Below are 21,289 nucleotides of genomic sequence, written 5' to 3'. Positions count from 1 at the left end.
CCGGCGGCTCAGGGGTGATGCACCCGTCGCGCACGTCCCCGGGCTTCCACCGTCCCCGGGTCTCTCGTGACTGCGTGCGGCGGTGCGTGTCCCCGTCGGCGCCTTGCGGTGGCGAGTTTATCGGCGGCGTCCGGAGGGCGGTGCGGCGGGCGGCGGCGCGGCCCCGTGGACCGCGCCGCCGCGCGTGGTCACTCGGTGCGCAGGGCCGTGGTGGTGCGGGTCCGCGCGGCCCACAGGGCGGGCAGCATGGCTCCGGCGAGGGCGATCGCCAGTCCGCCCAGACCGAGCGCGGCGACGGCCGACGGGGTGAAGACCTCCAGTGCGGCCTGCGGGAGGCGGATACCGGTGGAGTCGCCCATGGCGGGCACGACCGCGTTGTGGAGGGCCATGCCGGCGGGCACCCCGAGGAGGCCGCCGACGATCCCGACGAGGGTCACCGAGGTGAGCACTCCGCTGATCGTCTGACCGGGCGTCATGCCGAGGGCTTTCTGGACGCCCATGTCACGGACGCGTTCGCGGGTGTCGAGGAGGACGCCGTTGAGGACGCCGAGACCGGCGACGGCGACGAGCAGGAGGGTGAGGGCGGCGGTGAGCGAGTTGAGGATGGTGATCATCTCGCTGCCGCCCTCCTGGAACTCCTCGGCGCCGGCACCGAGCGGCTTCAGCGCCCGGCCGAGCTCCGCGGTGTAGGCGGCCAGGTCGGTGCCGGGCTCGACGGCGACGGCGACGCTCGCGTTCTTCATGGGCAGTGTGAGCCCTGCGCCGTCCGTGTAGACCTTCATGCCGTCGTTCTTGAGGTCGAAGATCTCGCCGACGATGCGCAGCGTCGTCCGCCCGCCCTCAACGGTGACGGTGATCATGTCGCCGATCTCGGCACCTGTGGTCCGCAGGAAGCCGGTGGGCACGACGGCCTCGCCGGGTCCGCCGATCCAGTCGCCGTCGATCATCGTGTACCCGCCCCAGCTCGCGTCACCGGCGAAGGCGATCAGCTCGGTGTCCTCGGTGGTCCCGGCGACCACCGCGGGAGCCTCCCGGACGACGTAAAAGGCCTTCGTACCCGGTTGGGCGTCGATCGCGGCGGTGATCGCCGAGGTGTCGTCGGGCAGGTCGGGCGGCGGGCCGTCGGGCCGGCCGCCGGGCCCCGTCGACGGAGGCTCCGGCCGAACGGTCACGTCGGCGACGTCGTGGTCGCGGGCGCTGAGGATGACGTCGAGCGAGGACGACAGGCCGACGGCGAAGGAGACGGCGGTGGCGCCGAAGACGATCGCGGCGACCATCGCGAGGGTGCGCACCGGGCGGGCGAAGGGCCGGGCCAGGCCGAGTGTGAGCGCCCGCGGCAACGGCAGCCCGCCGGCGATCCGGGCGGCGGCGCGACCCCGTTCGGCAGACGGCGTGCGCCCGACGGCGAGCGCGTCGACGGTGCGGAGTCGTCCGGCCCGCCACGCGGCGGCCAGGGCCGTCGCGGCGACGAGGCCGAGCACGCCCGCCACGACCACGGCGTCGATCCAGAGGGGGACGGTGAGTGCGCCGGCTCCGTAGGCGTCGCTGGTCTCGGCGAGGATCGGGACGGCGAGGAGGTGGCCGGTGAGCACGCCGAGGACGGTTCCGGCGGCCGCGGGAATGAGGGCCTGGCCGACGTGGGCTCGCACGACCTGCGCCGGGGTGAATCCGATGGCCTTGAGGACTCCGATGCGCCGGGTCCCCGAGCCGACCGCGCCGGCGACGACGTTGCCGACGATCAGCACGGACATGACCAGGCCGAGGACGCCGAAGGCCATGAGGAAGGGGACGTAGACGGCCGTCTCGCGCTCGACGAGCCGCCGCACGTCGAGCCATGAGCGGGAACCGGTCATCGCGTCGGCGGGCAGGGTCGCCGCGACGGACGCGGTGGCGGTCTCCATGGCGGTCGCGGTGCCCGCGGAGGCGAAGCGGTAGAACATCTGCTGGCCGTCGGGAGCTCCGGTGCCTTTCAGCGTGTTCGCCTGGTCCTCGGTGACCCAGCCCTCGGCGGTGTCGGTCGACGAGCGGGCGTGGCCGACGACGGTGAGCGTCGGGCTTCCGGGCAGGGCGGGGAAGTCGAGGCGCTCGCCCAGCGGGAGGAATACGTCACCGGCGGCGAGCGCGAGTTCGCCGGGCGCGTCGGGCCATTCGCCCTCGATGAGGGTGACGGCGTCGACGGCCGAGTCGGGGTCGTCGCGACCGGCGAAGGTGAGGGGCGGGTTGGGCCTGCCGTTCTCCTCGGACACGACGGTGACCACGGGAAACGGCCCGGCGGTCGCGGTGACGCCCTCGGCTCGCGCGGAGGCGGCCAGGTCGTCGGGTGCGACGACGGCGGGGTCGAAGGCGGCGGCGAGGTGGGCGCCGTTCTGGGCGGTGAAGGCGTCGTCGAAGGGCGCGCCGGAGACCACGATGAGTCCGCCGCCGAGGACGGAGGCGGTCACGGCCATGAGCGTGGCGAGACCGATCACGATCGTCTGCGTGCGGCGCCGGGAGACTCCCACGCGCATCACGCGTCCGACGGCGCTCATCGGGCGGCCGCCACGTCGGCGACGACGCGCCCGTCGACGAGCTCGATCGTCCGCGAGGTGCACGACTCGGCGAGCCGGAGGTCGTGGGTGACCACGACGACGGTCTGGCCCTCGTCGTTGAGGTCGCGCAGCAGGCGTGCCACGTCCTCGCCGGCGGCCTGGTCGAGGGCGCCGGTGGGCTCGTCGGCGAGGAGCAGCGGCGGGCGGTTCATCAGGGCCCGCGCGACCGCGACGCGCTGGCGCTGCCCACCGGACAGGCGCCCGGGGTAGGCACGGGCGTGGCGGGCGATGCCGAGCGTCTCGAGCAGGTCGCCGGCGCGGCGGCGGGCAGCCGCTCGCGGCATCCCGGCGAGCTGGGCCGGGAGCATGACGTTGTCGGCGACGGTGAGGTCGTCGAGGAGGTTGAAGAACTGGAACACCATCCCGATCGACTCGCGCCGGTAGCGCGCGGCGCCGGCCTCACCGAGCCGGTCGACGCGGACGCCGTTGACCGTGACGGTTCCCGAGTCGGGGCGGTCGAGGCCGGCGATCAGGTTCAGCAGCGTCGACTTCCCGCTGCCCGAGGGGCCGAGGATCGCCACCGCCTCGCCCGCCCGCACGGTCACCGATGCCGCCTGAAGGGCCGGGGGCCCTTCGTCGTAGGCGCGGCCGACGTCGCGCAGTTCGATCACCGGGCTGGTCATGGGTTCTCCTTCGTCGTCTCCGTGCTGACCCGGTGAAGTTATGGCCGTGCGCGTGCTCCGCGCGTCGGCACGGCGAGGCATCTTCCCTAGCTCGCGGGAGTGAAACGGCCGGGCGTCATCCTTTCGGTGTAGTCGCCGGGCGCGCGGCCGGTCGCCCACCCGGCCGATGCGTCCGGGCCGCCCGTCGGTGAGGATGATCCAGGTGAAAAGGCTTCCGCCCGTGGAGCGCTGGCCGAGGTGGGCGCGCCCCCTGGGCCGCACCTCGGGCCCGCTGCCACGCCCGTCCGTGCTCAACTGGGCCTTCGACACGCTGCTCGCGGCAGTCGTGCTGGTCATGGTGATGATCTACGCGCTCGAAGGCAACATCGACGGGCGACACGGACCGATCGACCCGTACGAACCGGCCGGGCAGGCCCCCTATGAGCCCTCCGGCCCCGATGGGCCCGAGGGACCGCTGCCGCCCGAACCGTTCGAACCGCCCGAGCCCGGCGACCCGTTCGCGAGCTGGCCGCCGCACTTCGATCCCGCCCCGGCCGGCGACTTCGGCATCTTCGTCGCGGCGGTCCTCACGCTGCTCGCCTCGCTCCCGCTCGTGCTGCGCCGGCGCTACCCGCTCGCGGTGCTGTGGGTCGTCATCGTCGCGGCCGCGCTGACCCCCGAGACGGCGCCCCGCCTGACCTTCTACGCATGCGTGATCGCCGCGTACAGCGCCGCCGCCTACAGCCCTTACCGGCTCGCGACGATCCTGAGCATGCCGGTGATGTTCCTGGCCGCCGGATCGCTCACCGGCTCCACGCTGCCGACCGTGCCGTCGGAGTACGTCCCGATCCTCGTCCTGGTCCCGATCACCGTCGCCGCCAACGGCCTGCGCACCTGGAAGCAGCGCACCCAGGACGGCAACGCCCGGGTGGTCGCCCTCGAACGAGAACGCGGTGAGGCGGTCCGCCGTGCCACCGAACACGAGCGCTCGCGCATCGCCCGTGAACTCCACGACGTGGTCACGCACAACGTCAGCATGATGGTGATCCAGGCCGGTGCGGCCCGCAAGGTCATGGACGCCTCCCCCGACCAGGCCCGTGAGGCGCTCCTCGCCGTCGAGGCGGGCGGACGCGCGGCGATGACCGAGCTGCGGCACGTCATGGGGCTGCTGACCACCGACTCCGACCCCGACGGCGAGCTGAGCCCGCAGCCGGGGCTGGGACGCCTCGGTGAACTCGTCGACGGCGTCCGCGACACCGGCGTGAGCGTCTCGGTCACCGTCGACGGCGAGGCCCGGGAACTGCCCTCCGGCGTCGACCTGGCGGCCTACCGCGTCGTGCAGGAGGCGCTCACCAACTCCGTCAAGCACTCCGGCGGCGCCCCGATCCGGGTCTCCGTCTCCTACCGCCCGGCCGAGATCGCCGTGGAGATCACCGACACCGGCGGGACTCCGTCGGAGGCTGCCGCCACCGGCAACGGCCGCGGCCTTATCGGGCTGCGCGAACGGCTCACCCTCTACGGTGGGACGCTCGAGACCGGGCCCCTCCCGAGCGGCGGCTACCGGGTCGCCGCACGCATTCCACTGGAGTCGCTGTGACCGAAACCCTGAGGGTCGTCGTCGCCGACGACCAGGCCCTCGTCCGCACCGGGTTCAAGATGATCCTGTCGGCCGACGGGATCGACGTCGTCGCCGAGGCCGCCGACGGCGCCCAGGCCGTCGAGGCCGTCCGCCGCACCCTGCCCGACGTGGTCCTGATGGACATCCGGATGCCCGAGATGGACGGGCTGGAGGCGACCCGCCGGATCCTCGGCGGCGGCCACGAGCCGCGCGTGATCATGCTGACCACCTTCGACCTCGACCACTACGTGTACGCGGCGCTCGCGGCGGGAGCCAGCGGGTTCCTCCTCAAGGACGTCACACCGGAGCAGCTGGTGGCGGCCGTACGCCTGGTCCGCGCGGGGGACGCGCTGCTCGCGCCGACGATCACACGCCGGCTGGTGGAGCGCTTCGCGCGCCGCGACGCCGAGGCCTCGGCGGTCCACCGGGACCTGTCCACGCTCACTCCTCGCGAGCTGGAGGTGCTGCGGCTGCTGGCCAAGGGCATGAGCAACGCCGAACTGGCCGCCGCGCTGCACCTGTCGGAGGCGACGGTGAAGACCCACGTGGCGCGCATCCTGGGCAAGCTCGGGTTGCGCGACCGGGTGCAGGCCGTGGTGATGGCCTACGAGACCGGGTTCGCCGGGTCCGGCGGCGCGAGGGAATGACGCGGACCGGCGGGGGCGGCGTTCGGGTAGTCGGCGGCGAGGCGGTCGCGCTAGGCACTGGTGGGAGCTTGCGGGAAGATCGTTGGCATGCCGGTGAAGTTCCCGTGTGTGTGCTGTGGCCACCTGACGATGGACTCGCCTCCGGGCTCGCACGCCATCTGCGAGGTGTGTTTCTGGGAGGACGATGGAGTTCAGCTGCGTTGGCCCGGCTATCCCGGTGGCGCCAACATGCCGCCATTGATCGAGTCCCAGAAGAACGTCGCGAGGTTCGGGGCGATGGAAGAGCACTTCGTGGTCAAGGTGCGTCCGCCGCGCGCGGATGAGCCCCTGGAGCCGGCGTGGCGGCCGATTGATCTCGTTCGGGACCGGTTCGAGCCGGATGGGGTCAGACTGGCGCCATCGCAGCCGGACGCGACGGTCTTCTACTGGTGGCGGTACCCGGACGGCCAGGGTTGGTGGGAAAGCGTCTGACCTGCGGGGCGCCGAGTATCCGAAGGTGCTGCGAGGGTGCGACCGCACACCGAAATCACCGCCCTCCTCGATGGCACTGAAGACACGTCGACGCCATAGGCGTCGGAGCTTCGCCGCCGGACGGGCTGTGACACAGTCGCGCATCTCCTCGACGATCGGGCGCGGGCACCAGGCGCTCCACATGACCGACCGGCCGCCGAGGACGGGCAGGGGTCCCGCTCTGCCGGCCGATCACCGCCCCCGGCGCCCGGTCCGGCCTCCAGAGGAAGATCTCGGCGAGCCCGCCGGGCGTCCCCGCATCGGGGCGCGGCAGGTTCTGGAAGTGGTCGGGGAGAAGGGATTGGCCTCGTTCGAGGATGCGGATCCGCGCGTGCGGCCGGGCCGTCAGCAACCGCTCGGCGAACGCGAGGGCGCAGAAGCCCGAACCGATCACGACGTGGTCGAAGCCGCCATCACGACGCAGCGCGACCATTCCACATCGGACACCAGGAGGGCGTCGCCGTCGTCGAGCCCGGGTTGCCAGGCGGTTGCCGGGACGAAGTTCTTCCATTGTGGACGATGCTGGATTCCCTGTCCCCCAAGGATGCCGCGCACACCCTTCGTCGGGCCGCGCGCACGCACCGCGATCTCGGTGGTGACCAGGTCGGATTCCCGGGCATCATCTAGATCAACTCCGACCCTACGGACAACCCCGTAGATAGGGTTGCTTCCCCGGACATGAGGAGTCGTACGATAAGCACAGTCAACCGCTCCCAAGACGCAAAGGACTCGCCATGACCACAACCGATGGGGCGACCTCCAGCGCAGGTCCCGAGTCCAAGCCGGCCTTCGACATCTCGAAGCCGACCATCGCGCGCGTGTACGACGCCCTACTCGGTGGCAAGGACAACTTCGAGGCGGACCGCGCGGGCGCCGATATCTACCTCAAGTACGTTCCCGACGCCGGCCGCTGCGCCCGGGACAACCGAGACGCGCTCGTCAAAGGCGTCAGCTACCTCGTCCGCAAAGCCGGGATCGACCAGTTCCTCGACGTCGGCAGCGGCCTGCCCACCGCGAAGAACACCCACGAGGCCGCGCAGGACATCAATCCGAGCGCCAAGGTCGTCTACGTCGACAACGACCCCATCGTCCTCGCGCACGGCCGCGCCCTGCTGGCCACCAACGACTCGACGAGCGTGATCACCGCGGACCTCCGCGAGCCCGAGAGCATCCTCGCCGACGCCGAAGTCCGGCGGGTACTGGACTTCGATCGTCCCATCGCGCTGATGGTCGTCGGCCTGCACATGCACTTCCACGACGACGAGCGCCCCGACGAGTGGGTGCGCACGCTCATGGACGCCATGGTCCCGGGCAGCTACCTCTTCATCACCGACTTCGTCGACACCGGCGAACCCCTGCAGAAGGCCATGGAGCAGGCCGGGCTCGACAGCCTGAACAACGGATGGATCCGTACGCCGGAACGGATCAAGGAACACTTCCTGGGCATGGAGATCCTCCCCCCGGGCATCGACTTCCTGGCGCGCTGGTTCCCCGAGGACCCCGAGGGCCCCGTGCCCGCGGCCGAGGATCTCGAGCCGTACCAGCGGATCCTGATGGCGGGCATCGCGCGCAAGGACGCCTGACCCACGACACGACACCGGCGCGCGACCCGAAGGTCGCGCGCCGGTCTTCGTCTCCACGGGCGTGGACGGTGTCCACAGTGGTCAGGAGTACAGCTCGTCGATGATCTCGTCGAGGATGCGCGGCGTCGCCGCGGGCGTGTCGGCCTGCACGCACAGGCGCTCCATCGCCGCGGCGTACTGGTCGACGTCCTCGCGCTTGTCCAGGTACAGCGCGCTGGTGAGCTGTTCGAGGTAGACGACGTCGGGCAGTTCGGGGTCGGCGAAGCGGAGCATCGTGAAGGCTCCGCCCTCGGCGGCGTGCCCGCCGGAGTCGAAGCGGATGATCTGCAGGATCACGTTCGGGTGCTCGCTGTACTTGATGAGCGCCTCAAGCTGCTCCCGCATGACCTCCTTGCCGCCGATCGGCCGCCGCAGCGCCGACTCGTCGAGCACCGTCCACAGTCGAGGGGCGTTCGGGCGCCGCAGGATGTTGTGCCGGTCCATGCGCAGGTCGACCCGGCGCTCCACCTCGCGCTGGCCGCCGACGTCGTGGCCGAGCTTCACCACGGCCTCGGCGTAGGACCTGGTCTGGAGCAGACCGGGAATGAACTGGACCTCGTAGGCGCGGATCAGCGAGGCGGTGGCCTCCAGTCCCATGTAGGACTGGAACCAACTGGGCAGCACGTCGCCGAAGCGGTGCCACCAGCCGGGAGCGTTGGCCTCCCTGGCGAGCGCGAGCAGGCGGGCGCGCTCTTCGGCGTCGTCGACCCCGTAGAGGGTCAGCAGGTCGTCGACGTCGCGTTCCTTGAAGCTCACCCGGCCGAGTTCGAGGCGGCTGATCTTCGATTCCGACGAGCGGATCTCCCAGCCGGCGTCGGCGCGCGAGATCCCTTCGGCTTCACGGAGTCTGCGCAGGTGTCCGCCCAGCAGCATCCGCAGTGCGGTGGGACCGCTGGTGGCTCCGGAGCCGGATGAAGGCGCCGTCATCCGTCCTCCACCTCCGAACCTTCGCTACGACTTGGCACTGCGCGTGGGGACGCACCCCCAGGCTTGGTAACAGCGTAACCGGAGCGACCCGGTTGGTGAGAAATGCGACGGTGTTCGGCCGCTCCGGTTGCGCGCCTGGCTACTAGATCAGGTTATCGAAGTCGCCGTCGCGCGCACCGCCGATGAAGGCGACGATCTCGTCACGCGTGTAAACGAGCGCGGGACCCTCGGGGTCACGGGAGTTGCGGACCGCGACGGCTCCGTCGGGTAGCGCGGCCAGCTCGACGCAGTTGCCCTGCGAGTTGGAGCGGCGGCTCTTCTGCCAGACGACCGTGCCGGGCAGTTCTCCCGCGGGGATTCCGTTGCGTGACTCGTTCATGGGGGATCTCCCTTCCCACCCGTCCATTGAGGACGAGATTTCCGGCGGCCGTCTCCATGTCCGGCGGGGTAGATCGGTTACCGTCGCCGGCCGTCGGGCGGCCTCGCCAAGACACCCTACGCGCATGCACTCCCGTTTGCACGACCAAATGCACGTGCAGATGCGACGAGCCAATGCATCCGACAATGAATGTGATAACGTACACATGCACCGGCACCGTAGGTGGAGACAGCGCGGCGGGGCATCCGGACGTTCCCGATCGCGTACGCGCCAGGCCTTTCGGGGCCTGATGTGGCCAGGCATAGGGACGGTCTTCGTTCGCTGACCCTCCCCCGGACCGCACGGGGGCCGTCCCTCCAGATCGACTGTCGAGAGTGGGGAGTCGGGATGCGTCGGGGTGGTGTCCCCATTGGAGTGGGGCGGCGAGTCTGGTGGGACTCGAGTCGGTCCGCGACGGTGGAGTCGCGGACAGGGGGTGCCGCCCCACTCTCCCGGGGTGGTCATCTTTTCCAGGAGTTCGAGGCGAACGCCGGCGACGGTGTCGTTCCCGCGTACCGGAAAGAGGCGTGACATGGCCGCTCTGGAGATCTCCTGGCAGGCCATCCATGACGCGCACAGCGAGAGGACGGCCTACTCCGAAGAGCACGGGGAGCCCGTGGGCACCGGAATTTGTGCCGACTGCGGCCGCGCATTCCCTTGCGGGCCATATCAAATGGCGGCTCAGACACTTCGCGACAAGGCGCGACGCCGGGCCGAAAGGGTGGCATCGTGAGCAACGAGGACATCAGAGCCATGTGGGCCGCGTGGGACGCTCACGAGCAGGTGATCTCCCCCTATCGCGTCTGCCGCGAAGGCTGCCGCGAGGAATGGCCCTGCTCCGCGCGCCGGGACGCCGACACCGGCCTCCGGCAGATCGGCGTGGATCCCTACGCGGTCCGGCGCGGCGAGGCGACGATTCCGGCCTGATGGTGGCGGGCTCGGTTCGCGTGGCGGGACGGTAGCGGGCGGGACGCGCCGCGCGTCCATGGTGGAGTGAGAGGAAAGTGGTGGCCTCGCCTTCGGCGGGGCCTTTTTCGTGCCGTGGGCGGCGACGAGTGCCCGGACCGGGTGGTGATGGCGTGGTTCGTGACGGTGGGCTTCAGCGAACGGGGGTCACCCGTTCGTGGACGGCGGCAAGGTGCGGGTTGCGACGGGGGGAGCCAAGAGGGCCGCACACGGGGCGATCGGCCATGTTTTTTGCCGCAGACTTCCTGTCAGATTGACATTAAGCTAGGCTGCGTGTCATGAAGGACGAACTCATCGTGATCCTGACGGCGCTGGATCTTGAATACCTCGCCGTTCGCGAGCATTTAGAAGAACTCACGGACCGAACGCACGACGCCGATACGATCTTCGAGGTCGGAAGAGTCCGCGGCAGCCGGACGCGGGTGGCTCTCGCCCTTGTCGGCAAAGGAAACCACCACGCCGCCGTCCTGGCCGAGCGAGCCGCGGAGACCTTCAGGCCGACGGCCATGATCTTCACCGGAGTGGCCGGAGCGCTGCGATCGTCCGTCGCGCTCGGGGACGTGGTCGTGGCCACCCATGTCTACGGCTACCACGGCGGAACGAGCCAGGACGACGGTCTCAAGTCGCGCCCCCGGTCCTGGGAGACCGCCCACGGCGCCGATCAGCTCGCCCGCCGCGTCGCCCGCGTCGGCGCCTGGAGCGACAGCCTGACCGCTCGCGGAAAGTCTCCCGTGGTCCACTTCGGACCGATCGCGGCCGGCGAGATCGTCCTCGACTCGGCGACATCATCCGAGGCCCGTTGGCTGCGCGAGCACTACAACGACGCCCTCGCCGTCGAGATGGAGGCCGCCGGAATCGCGCAGGCCGCCCACTTGAACAAGTCGCTTCCCATGGTCGTCGTGCGGGGAGCCAGCGACCGGGCCGACGGCACCAAGACGAGGACGGACGGAAAGCGGTGGCAGCCGAAGGCCGCCGCCAACGCGGCGGCGTTCGCCATCGCGCTGGCGCGGGAACTGGCCGACGCCCGCACCACACGCATCAGCAAGGTGAACATAGAGGCGAAGGAGACCGCGATGGTCGGAAGCAGGCAGAACATCGCCAGGGACAACGCTCGCGTCGGCGTGCAGGCGGGGCAGATCAACGGCGGCGTGCGGATCGCCCCCGAGCGCGAGGCCGAGCGCCCAGTCGGACTCCCCGGGCAGGTCGCGGGCCTCCGCATAGCCCTCGCAGAGGCGCGGCGGGCAGGAACGCTGGACGAGGACACCTGCGCGGCCGCCGAGGAGGAGCTGGCCAAGGTCGACGCGGCCTTGGACCCGGCGGCCGGTGCCGCCGGGCGCGGCCTGCTCCTCGCCCTCAAACGCCTCCGCGGCCTGATCGCCGACCTCGCCGAGCCGGCCGCCCTGGTCACCGCCGCCATCGTCACGGCACAAGGCATGTCATGACCATCACCGAACCCGCCTCCGCCAACATCGCCCGGGACTCGGCGAACGTCGCCGTGCAGGCCGAGGCCGTGCACGGCGACGTGACCGTCTACCAGGTCTCCCCCGGCGCCTCACCGGCGGAGCGGTTCCGAGCCGGGGTCAGGTACCTGGGAGGGGGAATGCCGACCAAGGCCAAGGAGCTCATCGTCGACGCCGTCATGGACGGCCACCGCAGCGGTGAGGCGGGCTTCCACTGGTTTCTGGCACATCTGAGCGGCAGAACCCGGCGTGAGTTCTCCGACGCCGACATCGCACGCCTGCGCGACTCGGCTTCCTGGTTCTTTGTACAGGAGCCCGACGAGTGGACAGACGGACTGCGGCTCCTCGGACGCGTGCTCGACTCGCTGGACGCACCCGACGGCGAACTCGAACTCGTCGTCAAGGAGTTCGACGGCCTCGGGAGGCTCCAACGGAACAGGATCCTGCGGCATCTCAGTCTGTTCCTGGCCGGGCCACTCCAGGACATGCTGTGGGTACGGGCCGCCGAGCAGGCGAGATCGGGCCGGATGGCGCGGAAGCGGGCCGACCGGGTCTGGAAGTTCTTCCAGCCCAATCCTCGCGGGCCGCACCTCAAGAGCGTGCGGCCGCCGGCGATCGCGGCGAAGGATTGGCTGCGGGCTTACTTCGGTACCGCGGGTCTCGCCGCCGCCATCGGATATCTGGGGTATCTGCTCCTGCTTCAGCCGCGGATCTCCGCGATCGGTGCCTACGTGGCGGCGGTGCTCGCTGCCTGCGTTTGCGCGAACAGCGGTGGCGAGTGGTGCTTCCGCAACGAGATGCTGAGGCTAAAGGACATGCGGTATCTCCCTCCTGCCGTACCCCGGCCGCGTGGTCCGGCTGGCGGCTTCACCAACGGCGTCGACAAGATGTTCGGGCACTACTTCGCCAAATACGTGCCTCGCGGCGCCACTCGCGAGGAGTGGCTGGCCGACACCGCCGGGTTCGGCCGCGCGCTGCGGGAGGAGGTCACCGAGCTGTACAGGGAAGCCCGGACCGGCCCCAAGCCGATCGCCTGGCTCGTCCGCTACCTGATCACCGATGTGCAGCGGCGCTGGACGGCCAGGACGCTGTTCGACTACCGCCGCCGGTACTCCACTCCGCCGACGGTGAAGGCCACGTTCCTTCTCGCGGTCACCACGCTGGCGGCCGCTGGCCTGTGGGCGGTCTTCGGCGCCTTGACGGCCGCGCCTCTCGGAGGGGCCTCCGCTATGGTCCTCGCCGTGGGCGGCGCGTGGGCAGCGGCGGCGGGATGGCTCACCATCACGGTCGAACGCCGCCGTTCCGCCACTGAAAGCGAGGAGGCTCAAGGGGAATTCGCCGACCGCCGGGCCGCTTTCGACCGCTGGCGGGCGAAACTCGCCGACACGCCGACGGACGCGGAGATGGCCGCCTGGCTCGACTGCGACCGGCGGCTGCTGATTGACGACGCGCTCCGGCACTACCGGCTTGCCCCCAGCGACGTGATCGCCCACGCCATGCTCGAAGCCCCGGCCGGGCACTACCAACGCGCCCGGGTCCGAAATGGACCGTGGCGCTACTCCCGATATCGGCTGCTCCTCTTCCTGCTCACCACCGATGGCGTTCGTCAGGTGTCCACCGAACTCGACTTCGCGGCAGGCGCGTTCGTCGGTCGACGGCGCACGAACTACCGCTTCGACGCGGTCTCGTCAGTGCAGGTCGCCGAGACCGGCGACGAGCGGACCTTCGAGCTCACCCTCGTCGACGGCAACTCCCTCGGCGTGCACGTCACCGAAGCGAGCGCTGGCACCGACGGAGACTCCCCCGAGGCCTCCGCCGCCACGCGCGACGCCACCGGCGTCGACAACACTCTGCACGTTCTGGAGGGGATCGCCGCCGAGGGGAAGCGGTGGATCGTGCACGAGAGCCGGCGCCGGGACAACCGGCTCACCGTCCTGCGCGACTCCGTCCGCAGCCTCCCCGGCTGACCTTCGCCTGCGCTCACTCCCCCAGGGCCTTGAGACGCCGGTAGGCGTCCTCGATCAGCTTGCGTCCCCATCCCGGGCGGCCGCTGACCGCGCTCACGAAGGCGCGGTAGTCCTCGGCGGCGCGGGTGGGCCGGCCGGCGAGTTCGTGGGCTCGGCCCTTCCAGTAGTGGGCGACGTGGAGGGAGGGGTTGAGGGCGATGGCCTTGCGGGCTTCGGCGACGGCCTCGGCCAGGTCGCCTTCGGCCTGGTCTGCATGGAGGCGGACGACGGCGGCGGCCAGTTCGAGGTGGGCGACGGCGTCGGCGCCGCGTTCGCGCACGGCCGCGCGGGTGGTGCCGACGGCGGCGTGGAGGCGCTTGACGGCTCGCTGTTCACGGCGGCAGCGGGTGCAGCGGACGGGGCGGATGTCGAAGGACAGCCCCAGGTCCTCGTACCAGTGGCGCTGCTCCTTCGCCGACAGCACAAAGGGGATGCCGCACTGGACACACGTGTGGTGACTGTCCACATAGTATTGATGTTGCGGCCACATGCCGCTGTTCTGGCGGGAGGGGTCGGCGCGCACCGCGCCCTTTGGCAGGGTGGGGCCGGGTTCGCCGGGGTAGGGGTGGCGCGTCAGCGGCGCCTTGTTCGGTGGCCCGAGGACCGGCATCTCACCGGCGAGGAAGACGCGCAACGCCTCGTCGATGAGCGGCCACGCCTCGGCGAAAGAACTCGCGGCCCCTGTTCCGCCGACTCCGCGAACGGCGTCGCGGCCGGCCACCTGACATCCCCAGGACTCGCCGTCGGCGCGGAAGAACCAGTCCACGGCGTCCACCCGTCCCGCGCCGAGCAGCACGTGCCGTCCGCTCAGCCGCCCCCGCCAGCCGCGCTCGAAACGCTCCTCGCCCATGCCGAGCAGGGTACGGCCCCAGTGCGAAGCTCGGATCATGACCGCACAGCGGGTGGACGACCAGGAAACCCTCGCCTCCGTACATCGGCAACGGCGGTGATCCGCAAACTGCCGCGCCACGCCCGGGTCGCCGACGGCCGCGATCCGTCCTACGCCGTCGACTGGCGGCACCAGCCGGCCGCGCGGGCCCGGGCTCACTCGGACCTCGGCCAGCCCGCCTCCGACGCGACGATCTCGGCGACCTCGGCGGCGGTGCGCCCGGAGGTGTCGGCGCTCAGGTCGCCGAAGCCGGCGCGTTCCAGCGCCTCGGCCTCGGCCGAGGCCCGTGACGCGAGTTCGCGCAGGTAAGCGGGTTCCCTGCCGACCAGGGGATCGCCCGGCTGCGGCCAGCCTTCGCCGCGGCCGCGCGCGAGGATCCGTTCGGTGAGGCGGGTGCGGTCGGCGTGCAGGCGGCAGACGGTGAGATCGGCCTCCGGCAAGGCTTCCCGGTAGACCCCGCGGGTGCTCTCGTCGCCCATCTGCCCGACGACGGTGAGGGATCGCGCGCCGGCCGCGCGATGGTTGCGCCACACCGCGGCGAGGTTGGCGGCCTTCAGCCGGTGCGCGTCCTCGTCGTCGGCGACGGTGCCGGACAGGCCGAGCTGGTCGACGTCCACATAGGCCGCCGGCCCACACGCCAGCGCCTTGAGATAGAGGCCGAAGCCGACGGTCGACTTCCCGACGCCCGTCACGCCGCTCACCCACAGGATCGGCCCGTCTGCGCCGGCAGTGGGCGCCGGCGGCACGGGCCCGGCCGCGCCGAGTTCGCCCGGCCAGTCGCCGATGTCGTCGCGGACCCGGCGGACGACCTCGTCGGCGGACAGCCCGGTGGTGTCGAGGACGTGGTACCCGATGCCCGAGGCGTCGAGTGCGGCGGCCTCGCGCAGCACCTGCGCCACGACCTCCTCGGCGGCACCCTCGCGGCCGGTGAACCGCTCGACGAGAGCCTCGGTGCCGGCCCGGAGCCGGTACATCGTCAAGGCGGCACCGGGCAGGAGGCCTTCGTCGACGCCCTCGGCCGAGTCGACGACCCCCGACACGACGACGCAGCGCGCGCCCGCCGCGCGGTGGCCGCGGAGAACGGCGGCGAGGTTGGCGGCCTTGAGAAGGTGCCGGTCGGGATCTTCGTCCCTCGCGGGATAGCACATACCGAGCTGATCGATGTCGACGAAGGCGGCGGGGACCCCCTCTCGCCCCAGTTCGGTGTGGATCCGCCAGGCGGCCGTGGTCTTGCCGACGCCCGCGGGCCCGGTGAGCCACAGGACGGGAAGGGGAACTGTCATGCCCGGATTGTGGTCCCCTTCGCCGGCGGAGTCGAAGGAATTGGACGCTGCGGTGCACAGTGGACAGAGGCGATGTCCCACCGCTCCCCTACGCTGTGCGTCTCACGCCGGACAGAGGAGTGGCATGGACTCCGAGGAACACGGCTGGTCGTCGATCGCTGGCACGGGCTGGTCCGAACCCGCCCTGGTGCGGTCCCTCCTGTCCGCGGGCGCGGACCCCGACGTCCTCGTCGCGGGCCGGGGCCGCCCGTTGCACCAGGCCGCCGAGTGGGGGACGCCCGAGGTCCTCGCCGAGCTGGCTCCCCGCGTCGCCGACATCGACGCGGTGTACGACGGCCGCACGGCACTCTGGATCGCCGTGCAGGCGCGAAAGGCCGATAACGCGCGCTTCCTCGCCGAGGCGGGCGCCGACCCGTGGCGCCCGATGATGGCGGGCTGGTCCCCCGGTCGCCTCAACCTGGCCGGGGACACGCCCGGCCTGTTCGCACCGCCGTCCGGGACGCCGGGGCTGTCACCGCAGGAGGCCGACGAGGCCGCCGCCTCGCGGATCGTCATCGCGGCCTTCGACGACATCGACTACGACGGATACAGCGTCGCCTGCGTCAAGGGGATCGACGCCGCCGAGGCGGTGCGCCGACTCGGCGCGACGGTCTTCGAGCCCGCCGATCCCGAGCGGATGGTCGAGGAGGCCTGGTCCTCCGACGGCGAGGACGCCCTGCTCGTCGTCGGTGCCACCGACGTACCGGGCGGCTGCGTGGTGGGCCAGAGCTGGGCCTACGGCGCCTCGATGCCGGTCGTCTCACGGCTGCTGTCGGCCGGCACCGTCTGCTACTCCCTCTACGCCAATCCCAAGAGCGGGAACCAGGGCAGCTCATTCCACAACGGTGCCGTCGTGGAATGGGACGGCCACCCCGGCGGAGGCTGGTCGGACGCCGAGGACTCCGCCGAGGAGATCCTGCGGACCTTCCTCTACTCCGGGGAGGCCCTGGCGTACTCCTGCGCGTACGCCGGGCTCAGGCCCGTCGACGACCGCGCGCTCGTCGCGCCGGACCTGTGGCTGCGGATGCCGCCGCGAGACTACTGGAGCATCGCGGACTGAGCACCAGGGCCACAACGGACGGATGATCGCGACTCCCGGTCGGCGTGGCAGACTGCCCCGATGCCGCAGCCCGCAGCGACCGCCGGACACCGCCCGCGCTGGAGGAAGAGGCGCTACCGCGTCCCCGCGCTGATCGTCGTCGTCCTGGCCGCCTTCATGTTCGCCAACAACACCAACCTGTTCGCCGGCGAGCCCACCGAGGACCCCGGCGTACTCGCCCATCGAGGGATGGCGCAGACCTTCGACGAGTCGGCGGTCGGCCCGCAGGACTGCACGGCGCAGCTGATCGACCCGCCCGTGCACGGTTACCTGGAGAACACCGTCGCCGGGATCCGCGCCGCCTTCGACGCCGGCGCCGACCAGGTCGAGTTCGACGTGCACTGGACCGCCGACGGCCAGTTCGCCGTCTTCCACGACTGGGAACTCGACTGCCGGACCGACGGCACCGGCACCACCCGCGACCACACCATGGACGAGCTGCGGCTCCTCGACGTCGGCCACGGCTACACCGCCGACGGCGGAGCCACCTTCCCCTTCCGCGGCAAGGGAATCGGCCTCATGCCCACGCTCACGGAGGTCCTCGACACCTTCCCCGGCAGGTCCCTGCTGGTCAACATCAAGAGCGACGACGCGGCCGAAGGGCAGGCGCTCGCCGCCCACCTCGCGACGCTCGCCGCCGATCGCCGCGCCGAACTCGCCGTCTACGGCGGCGACGCCCCCATCGCGGCGATCCGCGGCCTGCTTCCCGACCTGCGCGTCATGTCGAAGGAGACCATCACCGACTGCCTGCTCGCCTACGAGGCCATGAGCTGGACCGGCGTGGTCCCCGACACCTGCGCCAACACCCAGCTGCACATCCCCGAAGGCCATGCCCCCTGGCTGTGGGGCTGGACCGAGCGTTTCGCCGAGCGGATGGGCTCGGTGGGCACCACGATCGCGCTCGTCGCGGGCTCCGGTGGCTTCTCCGAGGGCTTCGACACCGCCGCCGACCTCGACCGCGTCCCCGAGGGCTTCACCGGTCTGGTCTGGACCAACCGCGTCGACACCGTCGCCCCGCTCGTCGACGCGGGGTGACGCCGCTACGACGCAGCGATTTTTCCGGCGATTCGGTCAACCTCACACGCCTCTGGCGGGTTTAGAGGTGGAGGAGGTGCGCCGATGGACCGGTACGAAGGCTTCCGCGAGTTCGTCGCCGCCCGTGGAGCGGCCCTCTCGCGTACCGCCTTCCTGCTGTGCGGCGAACACGCCGGTGCGCAGGATCTCGCCCAGGAGGCGCTGACCAAGGCCGCCCGGCATTGGCACCGGATCAAGGACGGCAACCCCGAAGGCTACGTCCGCAAGATCATGGTCAACCACCACGTGTCCTGGTGGCGACGGCGCGGCCGCCACGAATACCCGGTCGCCTCCCCGCCGCCCACCGCGACGGTCGAGGACACCGCCGGGCCGGTCACCGACCGCCTCGCCGTACGCGCGGCGCTGGCCGGTCTGCCACCGAAGCAGCGCGCCGTCATCGTCCTGCGCTACTTCGAGGACATGTCCGAGAAGGACATCGCGGTTACCCTCGGCGTGACCCCCGGAACGGTCAAGCGGCACACCTCGAACGGCCTGGCACGCCTGCGGAGAACCCTGCCCACCCCAGACCACCTGATGGAGCCGGTGCTGTGAGAGAACTGCGAGACGATCTCGCCGACACCGCCTCCGAGGCGCACTTCTACCTCGACGCCGACACCGCCATCCGCGGCGCCGACCGCCGTCGCCGCGCCTTCCGCATGACCGTCGTACCGGTCATCGCCGCGCTCGCCGTGCTGGCGCCGGTGACCTACGTCGGCCTGCACCAGACGGCCTCCCCCGCGCCCGTGGCCGAGGCTCCCCCTCCCGAACCCGGCACTTTCGCCTCCCTGGGCGCCGACGTGCTCGGCGGCGACGCGCTCCACACCGCCGACGGCCGCGTCTACCCGATGCCGGACACCGGCGGGTACTGGAGCCGGGGAGCGAAGATCCCGGCCGGCTGGTTCCTCAACGGCGACAACGACTCCCGCGTCCTCTACAGCGGAGGCGCCAGCGTCGTCGTCGCCGAGGGCGAGGTGATGGAGTACGCGATCTCCCGCGACGGGTCGCACATCGCCTGGCTCGCCCCGGACCAGAAGACCATCGAGGTCGTGACGCTCACCCCCGCCGGCATCGAGTGGGAGACCCCGCGCGAGGTCACCGAGGACGGCGAGCGCCCGCTGGTCTGGGCGGGCGAGGACGTGATCGTGACCGCCACGGACTCCGGTCACAACGTCTGGACGAACTGGAGTCCGTTCGCCGAGGGCACGCCTTCGTCGCCGTGGGTCGACGAGCCGGGGAGGGTGCTCGGTGTGACCGCCGAGAACCTTTTGCTGACCACGCGCGTGGGCACCGACGGGGAGGCCGGCGAGGACTGCCAGACGCTGCGCAGTCCGATCGCCGATCCCGATGTGACCGGGAGCCTCGCCTGCTGGAGCTACGAGCGGGGGTTCGGGCCGATGTCGCCCGACGGCCGCTGGCTCGCGCTGGGCGGCAGCGGCTTCCTCGGCGTCGACGATGTTCCGCAGGCGCGGCCCTGGGTCGTGCGCGCGGGCTGCGGCGCCGACGACGATCCGGTCACCTGGGTCGCTCCCGAGGCGGTGGTCGTCGAGCTAGGCGGTGACGAGCTGGTCCGCTGCACCGTCGACGGCCAGGGCACCGAGCCCGTCGCCCGCGCGGATCTGCCCGGCGGGATCATCTTGACCTATTACGGGCCCTGAGGCGCCTCCGGCGGGATCGTGAGCAGGCCGCGCGCGTAGCCGGCCGATACCGCCGCGGCCCGGTCGCCGACGCCGAGTTTGGCGTAGATGTGCAGCAGGTGGGTCTTGACGGTCGCCTCGCTGATGAACAGCGCCGCGGCGGTGGCCTTGTTCGAGCCGCCCCCGGCGACCAGGCGCAGCACCTCCAGCTCGCGGGCGCTGAGGACGGAGGGCGCCGCCGGGGTCCGCAGCCGGTGCAGGAGCCTCGTCGCGACCGCCGGTGACAGGGTGCTCTCCCCTCGCGCGGCGGCTCGGACGGCCGTGAAGAGGGCTTCGCGCGGGGTGTCCTTCAGCAGGTACCCGACGGCTCCGGCCTCGATGGCGGGGAGCACGTCGTCGTCGCTGTCGTAGGTGGTCAGCACGAGGATCCGCAGGTGGGAATGGTGCTCGGCGAGTTCGCGGATGAAGGCGGCGCCGGACGGTTCGGGCATCCGCAGGTCGGTGAGGACGACGTCGGCCCGCGTGCCGGCCAGCAGGGTGAGCGCCTCACGTCCCGAGCCGGCTTCGCCGATCACGTCGAAGTCGGGCTGGGTGGCGAGCATTCCGCGCAGGCCGTCGCGGACCACGGGATGGTCGTCGACGATGAGCAGTCGCAGCGGAGTCATGAGGCCGGGCCTTTCAGCGGGATGTCGACGCTGACGGCGGTGCCCGTGCCCAGGGCGGATTCGACGTGGACGTTCCCGCCGAGGGCGTCGACCCGCTGGCGCATTGCCACGAGTCCGAAGCCGCCGGTGCCGCCGGGATCGAAGCCGTCCCCGTCATCCCGGACGTCGGCGACCACCATGTCCTCCATGTACGACAGTGTGACGCCGGCGAGACCGGCCCGGGCATGGCGGGCGACGTTGGCCAGGGCTTCCTGGCAGGCGCGCAGGATCGCCTCCTCGACCTCGGGCGGCAGCGGGCGGGGCGTGCCGGTGACGGTGAGGGTCGCGGGGATGTCGTGCCGGTGGCGCCACAGCTCGACTTCGCGCTCGATCGCCTCGGTGAGGTCGGCGCCGTCGAGCGGGCCGGGCCGCAGGGCCTCGACGCAGCGGCGCACCTCGCCGAGGCTGTCGCGGGCGAGGTCCCGGGCCGTCGCCAGCCGGTGGCGCGCGGGGTCGCCGGCGGCGGACTGCGCCTCGGCGGTCTCCAGTTGGGTGACGATCCCGATGAGGCCCTGAGCCACCGTGTCGTGGATGTCGCGGGCGATCCGGGCCCGCTCGGCGGCGACGCCCGCACGCCGGGCCTGCGCGACGAGCCGGGCCTGGAGCTCGGCGTTCTCGGCGGCGAGGGCGACGAGCTCGGCGTTGGCCGCGGTGAGGGCGGTGTTGGCCTCGCGGCGGCGGATCGCCTCGCGTTCGACGGCGCGGATCATGGCGCCCACGCCGCCACCGGCCAGGGCGGTGACCGCGACGGTGGTCCAGCCCTGGGCCGGTAGTTCGCCGCGAAGGAGGCTCGCGGGATCGCTGTGGGCCGTGAGCAGGGCGAGGGCGGCCACGCCCGGGTACGACCAGGCACCGGGAAGGGCCACGAATGCCATGGGGAAGTAGCCGAGGACGGCGATGAGGAAGATCGGGTCGTGGCCGACCAGGATCCACAGAAAGCCCACCACGCCGGTGAAGTAGGCGAGCATCGGCATCACGGCCCGCTCCCACCATTGCGGGTGCCGCAGGATCCACCAGCCGTGCCAGGCCGCCAGGCCCGCCGCGAGCGCGAGGACGGTGCCGCGTTCTGCCTGGCCGGCGGCCTGGAACAGGCCGATGATCGCGGTCGGGATGAGCAGGGCCAGGGCGATGAGGGCCCAGGCCCGGTTCCAGGCGTGCTCGCGCCGGCCGGTCTGCTCAACGGTCACCGTCACGGTCGGAAGT

The 21,289-nt window shown here is 71.5% G+C and carries 20 protein-coding genes; 11 read left to right on the top strand and 9 right to left on the bottom strand.

What is annotated here, in order from left to right; all coding sequences use genetic code 11:
- Nucleotides 1-188 precede the first annotated feature (188 nt).
- Together AB0I28_RS00665 and AB0I28_RS00660 are read right to left on the bottom strand one after the other, a co-directional pair.
- On the bottom strand, nucleotides 189-2,528 hold the full coding sequence (locus AB0I28_RS00665; RefSeq protein ID WP_357488550.1) for an FtsX-like permease family protein: 2,340 nt from the start codon (nucleotides 2,526-2,528) through the stop codon (nucleotides 189-191).
- Nucleotides 2,525-3,211 (bottom strand): ABC transporter ATP-binding protein, encoded by a 687-nt coding sequence (locus AB0I28_RS00660; protein WP_357488549.1) that lies wholly within the window; start codon nucleotides 3,209-3,211, stop codon nucleotides 2,525-2,527. Before AB0I28_RS00660 ends, AB0I28_RS00665 begins: the two co-directional genes overlap by 4 nt.
- Before the next feature lie 202 nt (nucleotides 3,212-3,413).
- Between AB0I28_RS00660 and AB0I28_RS00655 the strand changes: the two genes are divergently transcribed.
- From AB0I28_RS00655 to AB0I28_RS00645, 3 genes are all read left to right on the top strand, one after another.
- Nucleotides 3,414-4,787, top strand: coding sequence for a histidine kinase (locus AB0I28_RS00655; protein WP_357488548.1), 1,374 nt, complete (start codon nucleotides 3,414-3,416; stop codon nucleotides 4,785-4,787).
- Nucleotides 4,784-5,455, top strand: a complete 672-nt coding sequence (locus AB0I28_RS00650; RefSeq protein ID WP_357488547.1) for a response regulator transcription factor — start codon at nucleotides 4,784-4,786, stop codon at nucleotides 5,453-5,455. Before AB0I28_RS00655 ends, AB0I28_RS00650 begins: the two co-directional genes overlap by 4 nt.
- A gap of 87 nt (nucleotides 5,456-5,542) precedes the next feature.
- Nucleotides 5,543-5,926 carry a CPCC family cysteine-rich protein gene (locus AB0I28_RS00645; RefSeq protein WP_357488546.1) on the top strand — a complete coding sequence of 128 codons (384 nt, stop codon included), beginning with the start codon at nucleotides 5,543-5,545 and terminating at the stop codon, nucleotides 5,924-5,926.
- Between the two features lie 55 nt (nucleotides 5,927-5,981).
- Here the strand turns inward: AB0I28_RS00645 and AB0I28_RS00640 are convergent, their stop codons facing one another.
- Nucleotides 5,982-6,398: a hypothetical protein gene (locus AB0I28_RS00640; protein ID WP_357488545.1), complete on the bottom strand. Its 417-nt coding sequence runs from the start codon at nucleotides 6,396-6,398 to the stop codon at nucleotides 5,982-5,984.
- Nucleotides 6,399-6,699: 301 nt separating this feature from the next.
- On the opposite strand from AB0I28_RS00640, the gene AB0I28_RS00635 reads away from it, so the two are divergent.
- The gene (locus AB0I28_RS00635) at nucleotides 6,700-7,548 is read left to right on the top strand and encodes an SAM-dependent methyltransferase (RefSeq protein WP_357488544.1); all 849 of its coding nucleotides are present in this window, start codon (nucleotides 6,700-6,702) and stop codon (nucleotides 7,546-7,548) included.
- An 81-nt stretch (nucleotides 7,549-7,629) separates the two neighbouring features.
- On the opposite strand, the gene AB0I28_RS00630 is transcribed toward AB0I28_RS00635, so the two are convergent.
- Both AB0I28_RS00630 and AB0I28_RS00625 read right to left on the bottom strand, forming a co-directional pair.
- Nucleotides 7,630-8,514, bottom strand: coding sequence for a helix-turn-helix transcriptional regulator (locus AB0I28_RS00630; protein WP_357488543.1), 885 nt, complete (start codon nucleotides 8,512-8,514; stop codon nucleotides 7,630-7,632).
- Nucleotides 8,515-8,656: 142 nt separating this feature from the next.
- Nucleotides 8,657-8,893, bottom strand: coding sequence for a DUF397 domain-containing protein (locus AB0I28_RS00625; RefSeq protein ID WP_357488542.1), 237 nt, complete (start codon nucleotides 8,891-8,893; stop codon nucleotides 8,657-8,659).
- A 768-nt stretch (nucleotides 8,894-9,661) separates the two neighbouring features.
- On the opposite strand from AB0I28_RS00625, the gene AB0I28_RS00620 reads away from it, so the two are divergent.
- The 3 genes from AB0I28_RS00620 (at nucleotide 9,662) to AB0I28_RS00610 (ending at nucleotide 13,325) form a co-directional block, all read left to right on the top strand.
- Nucleotides 9,662-9,859: a hypothetical protein gene (locus tag AB0I28_RS00620; protein ID WP_357488541.1), complete on the top strand. Its 198-nt coding sequence runs from the start codon at nucleotides 9,662-9,664 to the stop codon at nucleotides 9,857-9,859.
- A 317-nt stretch (nucleotides 9,860-10,176) separates the two neighbouring features.
- Nucleotides 10,177-11,340, top strand: a complete 1,164-nt coding sequence (locus AB0I28_RS00615; RefSeq protein WP_357488540.1) for a 5'-methylthioadenosine/S-adenosylhomocysteine nucleosidase — start codon at nucleotides 10,177-10,179, stop codon at nucleotides 11,338-11,340.
- Nucleotides 11,337-13,325: a hypothetical protein gene (locus AB0I28_RS00610; protein ID WP_357488539.1), complete on the top strand. Its 1,989-nt coding sequence runs from the start codon at nucleotides 11,337-11,339 to the stop codon at nucleotides 13,323-13,325. Before AB0I28_RS00615 ends, AB0I28_RS00610 begins: the two co-directional genes overlap by 4 nt.
- A gap of 13 nt (nucleotides 13,326-13,338) precedes the next feature.
- Here AB0I28_RS00610 and AB0I28_RS00605 read toward each other — a convergent pair whose 3' ends face one another.
- Together AB0I28_RS00605 and AB0I28_RS00600 are read right to left on the bottom strand one after the other, a co-directional pair.
- A complete protein-coding gene (locus tag AB0I28_RS00605; protein WP_357488538.1) occupies nucleotides 13,339-14,214 on the bottom strand; it encodes a zinc-ribbon domain containing protein in 876 nt (291 codons plus the stop codon).
- A gap of 194 nt (nucleotides 14,215-14,408) precedes the next feature.
- Nucleotides 14,409-15,536, bottom strand: coding sequence for a hypothetical protein (locus AB0I28_RS00600; protein WP_357488537.1), 1,128 nt, complete (start codon nucleotides 15,534-15,536; stop codon nucleotides 14,409-14,411).
- 124 nt (nucleotides 15,537-15,660) lie between these two features.
- Between AB0I28_RS00600 and AB0I28_RS00595 the strand changes: the two genes are divergently transcribed.
- The 4 genes from AB0I28_RS00595 to AB0I28_RS00580 all read left to right on the top strand — a co-directional run bounded on the left by AB0I28_RS00595 (nucleotide 15,661) and on the right by AB0I28_RS00580 (nucleotide 19,403).
- Nucleotides 15,661-16,635 carry an ankyrin repeat domain-containing protein gene (locus AB0I28_RS00595; protein ID WP_357488536.1) on the top strand — a complete coding sequence of 325 codons (975 nt, stop codon included), beginning with the start codon at nucleotides 15,661-15,663 and terminating at the stop codon, nucleotides 16,633-16,635.
- Between the two features lie 60 nt (nucleotides 16,636-16,695).
- Nucleotides 16,696-17,709: a glycerophosphodiester phosphodiesterase family protein gene (locus tag AB0I28_RS00590; RefSeq protein ID WP_357488535.1), complete on the top strand. Its 1,014-nt coding sequence runs from the start codon at nucleotides 16,696-16,698 to the stop codon at nucleotides 17,707-17,709.
- Between the two features lie 84 nt (nucleotides 17,710-17,793).
- A complete protein-coding gene (locus AB0I28_RS00585; protein WP_357488534.1) occupies nucleotides 17,794-18,300 on the top strand; it encodes a SigE family RNA polymerase sigma factor in 507 nt (168 codons plus the stop codon).
- Nucleotides 18,297-19,403: a hypothetical protein gene (locus tag AB0I28_RS00580; protein ID WP_357488533.1), complete on the top strand. Its 1,107-nt coding sequence runs from the start codon at nucleotides 18,297-18,299 to the stop codon at nucleotides 19,401-19,403. The genes AB0I28_RS00585 and AB0I28_RS00580 overlap by 4 nt, the downstream gene beginning before the upstream one ends.
- On the opposite strand, the gene AB0I28_RS00575 is transcribed toward AB0I28_RS00580, so the two are convergent.
- Together AB0I28_RS00575 and AB0I28_RS00570 are read right to left on the bottom strand one after the other, a co-directional pair.
- Nucleotides 19,391-20,047: a response regulator transcription factor gene (locus AB0I28_RS00575; RefSeq protein WP_357488532.1), complete on the bottom strand. Its 657-nt coding sequence runs from the start codon at nucleotides 20,045-20,047 to the stop codon at nucleotides 19,391-19,393. The two genes, AB0I28_RS00580 and AB0I28_RS00575, sit on opposite strands and share 13 nt — an antisense overlap.
- The gene (locus AB0I28_RS00570; protein WP_357488531.1) at nucleotides 20,044-21,279 is read right to left on the bottom strand and encodes a sensor histidine kinase; all 1,236 of its coding nucleotides are present in this window, start codon (nucleotides 21,277-21,279) and stop codon (nucleotides 20,044-20,046) included. The genes AB0I28_RS00575 and AB0I28_RS00570 overlap by 4 nt, the downstream gene beginning before the upstream one ends.
- Nucleotides 21,280-21,289 lie beyond the last annotated feature (10 nt).

The sequence above is a fragment of the Phytomonospora sp. NPDC050363 genome (genome assembly GCF_040655735.1).
Classification (GTDB): Bacteria; Actinomycetota; Actinomycetes; order Mycobacteriales; family Micromonosporaceae; genus Phytomonospora.
This window is presented reverse-complemented; position numbering and strand designations above follow the sequence as displayed.